This is a genomic window from Marinitoga sp. 1138 (genome assembly GCF_013363265.1).
Classification (GTDB): Bacteria; Thermotogota; Thermotogae; order Petrotogales; family Petrotogaceae; genus Marinitoga; species Marinitoga piezophila.
In genome coordinates, this window is the sequence record NZ_LBFA01000015.1 from 1 (window position 1) to 4595 (window position 4595).

Sequence of the window (4595 nt, forward strand, 5' to 3'; positions counted from 1 at the left end):
ATCTTCTGCACTTACTGGTGTTTTTACTAAATCCTCATACTCTATCTTTTTGCCTTTTATGTATTCATACAAAAAACTTGGTGATCCGCTTTCAAACCAGTAGTTTCTAAGTTCTTTTTTCTGGAAAAATTGTAATATCGAAAATGGATTATATACTGTATGTTCTCCATCAAATGAGAATCCATTATAATATCTTTTCATTTCCTCTAATAATTCTTTTTTTGTTATTCCAAACTTTTTTGCCGTTTCTTCTATATGTTCTTTAAAATAATATTCTAACTCTTCCTGGGTATATCCAAACATTTGTGAATATGCTGTATCTAATGATATATCGTTTAAATTGTTTAATGCTGAGAATACTCCTGTTTTGGTAAATTTTGTTATTCCGGTTATGAAGACAAATCTTATATGTTCATCATTCGCTTTTATTGTTGTATAAAAATCTCTCAATATTTCTCTATTGCTTTCCGCTTTTTCTTTTTTATTTATATTGTCCAATATTGGTTTTTCGTATTCATCAACTAATATTACTACTTTTCCTTTTTCTGATAGCTTCATTATTAATTCATCGAATGCAAACGCATAGTCTGTTTCTTCTATCTTTATTCCGTTCCTTTTTCCTTCTTGTATTATTATCTTTGTTAAACTTTCTTTGAGTTTTTCTGTATTTTCTGATTTCGCCTTTAATAGATTTAATCTTATTATTGGATATTCCTTAAAATCCCATTTGTCATATATATATGTATCCTTAAATAATTCCTTCTCTCCTTTGAATAAGTAATAAAATGTTGATACTGTTAAACTCTTCCCAAATCTTCGTGGCCTAGACATAAAATAAAATTTTCCACTATTTATTAAATCATATAAATACTTTGTTTTATCCACATATATATAATTTTCTTCTATTATTTCCTTATAATCCTGTATCCCTACCGGCAGTTTTTTCATCACTCCCACCTCCACAATTGAATTATATCACAATTCAATTACGACCTCTCTTTCATTCTCAACAACAAAACCAGGGCAAAAATTTGACCCTGGTGGTTTGAAAAATGAATTATATAAAAATATATACCGTGGACCACATTCTAATCTTTGTTAGAAGGATCCACGGTGATCATATAGTTTCTATTTTTACTAATAATTTATTACTCTTCAAAAAAAAGTTCGATGTTTTTTATAATCTTTTTCCATTCACCTATTTCTATCACAAACCCCACCCCAAATTTTACATTATAACCTCTCCAAATTTCCCATTTTTTACTTTGTCCATTGCATATACTTCTTTTAATATTTCATCTAAATCTTTTCTGGAATATCTATTAACTACATTTTTTATAAACGCTTTTTCTTCATCTGTTAATAATTTATTCTCTTTAAATTCTTTTGAAATAGAAATAAGATAATATCGTTTTCCTTCATAACTCAACCTTTCTTCAAAATTTATATAATCAAAAGCTTTAAGATATCCTAATATTTTTTCTATTTCCGCTGGATATGGGCCATAAAAATATAACGTATAATCTAAAGTACTTAATTTTTTCCCTCTCATCTTATTATAGTATAAATCTATCAAAAAAAGGATTTTTACTAATTTAGTCTTTGTTAAAGTCTTTGCCTCATTTAAGACTTCAAGTATAATTGCATAATTTTTATTTTCTATTTTTTGCATATAATCACCCTCTCACTTAATTCTTCACTTTTATTATACCATATAAAAATAAATAGAAATACTTATATCTACTTCTATAATCACTTTTTATACTATTTCTTTATTAATTCTCTGAATTCCATTTCGGTAGTTAAATCGTATCCATTTATAAAAATCTTTTTCAATATTCCACTTCTCATTTTTAGAATATTTTACAAACACAAAAGTTCAATTTCATCTTTGGTTTACTTTTAGTATACAATATACAGATCATATAATTTTATTTTCTTTCATATTTTCTTAATTCTTCTACTAACTTATAAACATTTGTATATGGATTTTTTTTAGAATAACTATTTATATCTTTCTTTTGTTCTTCCAATTTTTTTGCATTTTTTATAGCAACCTCTATTTTATCTTTTAATCTTTCATACATATCTTCAATATTTTTTTCATATTTAGGAATTTTAGATTTTAATTTTTTTAAGCACTCTTCCTTACTTAAAGTTGATTGCTGAAAACTAAAGTGCAACAAATACCATAATTCAAAACACGGATTAGAATAAATAGCGTTATACCCCTTACTTTCAATTTTGTTTATAGCATTATTAAAATCCTGATCTTTTACTTCATCTTTATCAAATACTAACCAAATTTGATCATATTCATCATTTTTTAAGTATTTTCTTGCTGCTTCTAGCAAAACATTTGCTCCTCTTCCTTCGCCTTCTACTCTAACATGTGCATTTGGAACTTCAAATGCTTCAAAATAAAGTTTTTCGGTTTTTTCTCCTTCACAAACTATCAGTATTGAAGGTAATATTTCTCTTATATCCTTTTTTCTTTTACCTTTATTTTTAAAATATCCCTTCCTACTCATTTTAAATCAAACCCTTTTAATATCTTTTTTAAATATGGGATTGCTCCATATTTTCCCTTTAAATAGTCTTTTTCAAAATTGGCATTTTTTCTTACTCCTTTTATTTCAAGAAGTGAGTATAATTCTGATTTTCCATATTTATCTTTACTTACAAACCAAATTTGATCTCTACTAAATAACTCTGGATTTAAAATAAGTGTATTATGCGTCGTAAAAATTAATTGTGCGTTCTTTTCATTTTTTTCTGAATTAAAAAGTTCTATTATTGTCCTTAGCAACAATGGATGAATTCTAGTATCAAGTTCATCTATAAACAAAATAGAGCCATTTTTTAATGTTGCTAATACAGGACCTAAAATTCCAAAATATTTTTTTGTTCCATCAGATTCTTCTTTTAAAAAGTCAAATTCAATATTTTCTATATAATTATTTTTTTCATCAAAAACTGGATGATATGTTATAAGCTTATTTGAATATAATTTTTCATTATTTACAGATATAATCCCCATGTTCTGTGGAGTTAAAGCAACCTTTTCATCTGTTCTTATTTCTATTCTCTCATTTCTAAAATCATTTATTCCCATATCTGCATTTTTCAACATATTCAAAATTTCGTCTTTATTAACAACTCCTTTTTCCATTAAATCTAACGTAATTACAACTGGAAAATCTGTGGAAATAAAATTAATTTTTTGAAAAAATTCTACTATTTTAATTGCAGTTTTGCTATTCCATTGTGCCAAAGACGAAAGAAAAAGAGTATTTGCTTTCGTCTTTTCCTCAACACCTTTTCCTTCTGAAAACTTCCCTCGTTTAAATTCTTGCCAATCTCTTTCAAAAATCCTGGCCTCACGACCTTTTGGCCTATAATAAAGCCATTCACTTTCAATCTTTCTATCTTTTATAGAAAATCCATATCTATAATAAATTTTATCTATTATAAACCTTCCTTCAAAAATCATAGGTTCATCTATATATTTTTTGTTCAATTTAAATTTCTCATCTGGAATTTCAAATCCAAAATTCGCAGAATTTAAAATAAGATATATATAAAATTTAAAGGCTTTAAATAAATTACTTTTTCCTCCTGCATTTGGTCCATATATTGCAGCTGTTTTTAAAAGTTTAAATTTTTCAGCATTAAAATAACTCTTTGCTTCTTTATCATCTGCTACCATTGAAAATTCTGTTCTTTCTGCAAATGATTTAAAATTATAAAAACTAAAATCTATTAACATATTACAACACCTCACAAAATGGAATTTATAACAATTCATTATATTAAAATTATACATTATATAATTTTAAAAGTCAAATTTGAAATTTTTATTCAATTTAGATATCTAAAATATATATCATGTACACTTTATACTCTAAAACAACCTCACCAATTATAACAAAACCAGCAGAGTCAATTTTTGGCTCTGCTGGTTTATTATAGATTATTCCATCACTTTCAAAAATTATTTTTTATAACCATTAAAATTGAATTTTTTTTTGTACATTTTTATTTCCCCTTTATGGACCATTTTTCAATTTCATCTTTGTCTTGCTTTTAGTATACAATATACATTGCAGGCTGAAAAAGAGTATGTAGAGATTTAGGAGATTATAATGGGTTGGTAGATTAGGAGAGGGACTTTAAATAACTACAACTTCTAATTATGAAAATTCTAATGACTAAAGAATATTTTCACAATTTTGATTTCAAATAACCCCACAGCAGAAGCTGTGGGAGGATTGATGGGGCAATTGGTTTTAATTCAAATTATATTTGAGTTTTTGGTAGAGATTGATTGCGATGATAACTTCTATTTTTTTTTACAACTTCTCAATTATATAATTCTCAATATTCCTCTTTTCAGAATTTATATTCATTCCTATGAGATATATTTCTTTTCCTGCATACTTTTCATAATACTTCATTTCTTTTATCTGCTTTAATGCTTCTTCTGCACTTTGATCCAGTTTTATTTCAAATAAATATATTCTGTCTTCAAAGTCTATTACTAAATCGCTTCTTCCAAGATTTGTCAATTCTTCTGCTTTTACATCTATTCCTGC

5 protein-coding genes are annotated in these 4595 nt (G+C 26.0%); all 5 read right to left on the bottom strand.

The annotated features are described in order from the left end of the window. On the bottom strand, nucleotides 1-948 hold a 948-nt coding region (locus tag XO11_RS05785; RefSeq protein ID WP_175418317.1), incomplete at its 3' end, for an AAA family ATPase. 280 nt (nucleotides 949-1228) lie between these two features. Next, the gene (locus XO11_RS05790) at nucleotides 1229-1672 is read right to left on the bottom strand and encodes a type II toxin-antitoxin system antitoxin SocA domain-containing protein (RefSeq protein ID WP_014296644.1); all 444 of its coding nucleotides are present in this window, start codon (nucleotides 1670-1672) and stop codon (nucleotides 1229-1231) included. A 259-nt stretch (nucleotides 1673-1931) separates the two neighbouring features. After that, the gene (locus tag XO11_RS05795) at nucleotides 1932-2531 is read right to left on the bottom strand and encodes an RloB family protein (RefSeq protein WP_014296645.1); all 600 of its coding nucleotides are present in this window, start codon (nucleotides 2529-2531) and stop codon (nucleotides 1932-1934) included. Continuing rightward, nucleotides 2528-3769 carry an ATP/GTP-binding protein gene (locus XO11_RS05800; protein WP_175418318.1) on the bottom strand — a complete coding sequence of 414 codons (1242 nt, stop codon included), beginning with the start codon at nucleotides 3767-3769 and terminating at the stop codon, nucleotides 2528-2530. The genes XO11_RS05795 and XO11_RS05800 overlap by 4 nt, the downstream gene beginning before the upstream one ends. A gap of 583 nt (nucleotides 3770-4352) precedes the next feature. Next, a partial coding sequence (locus tag XO11_RS05805) for a PD-(D/E)XK nuclease domain-containing protein (protein ID WP_175418319.1) occupies nucleotides 4353-4595 on the bottom strand: 243 nt, incomplete at its 5' end.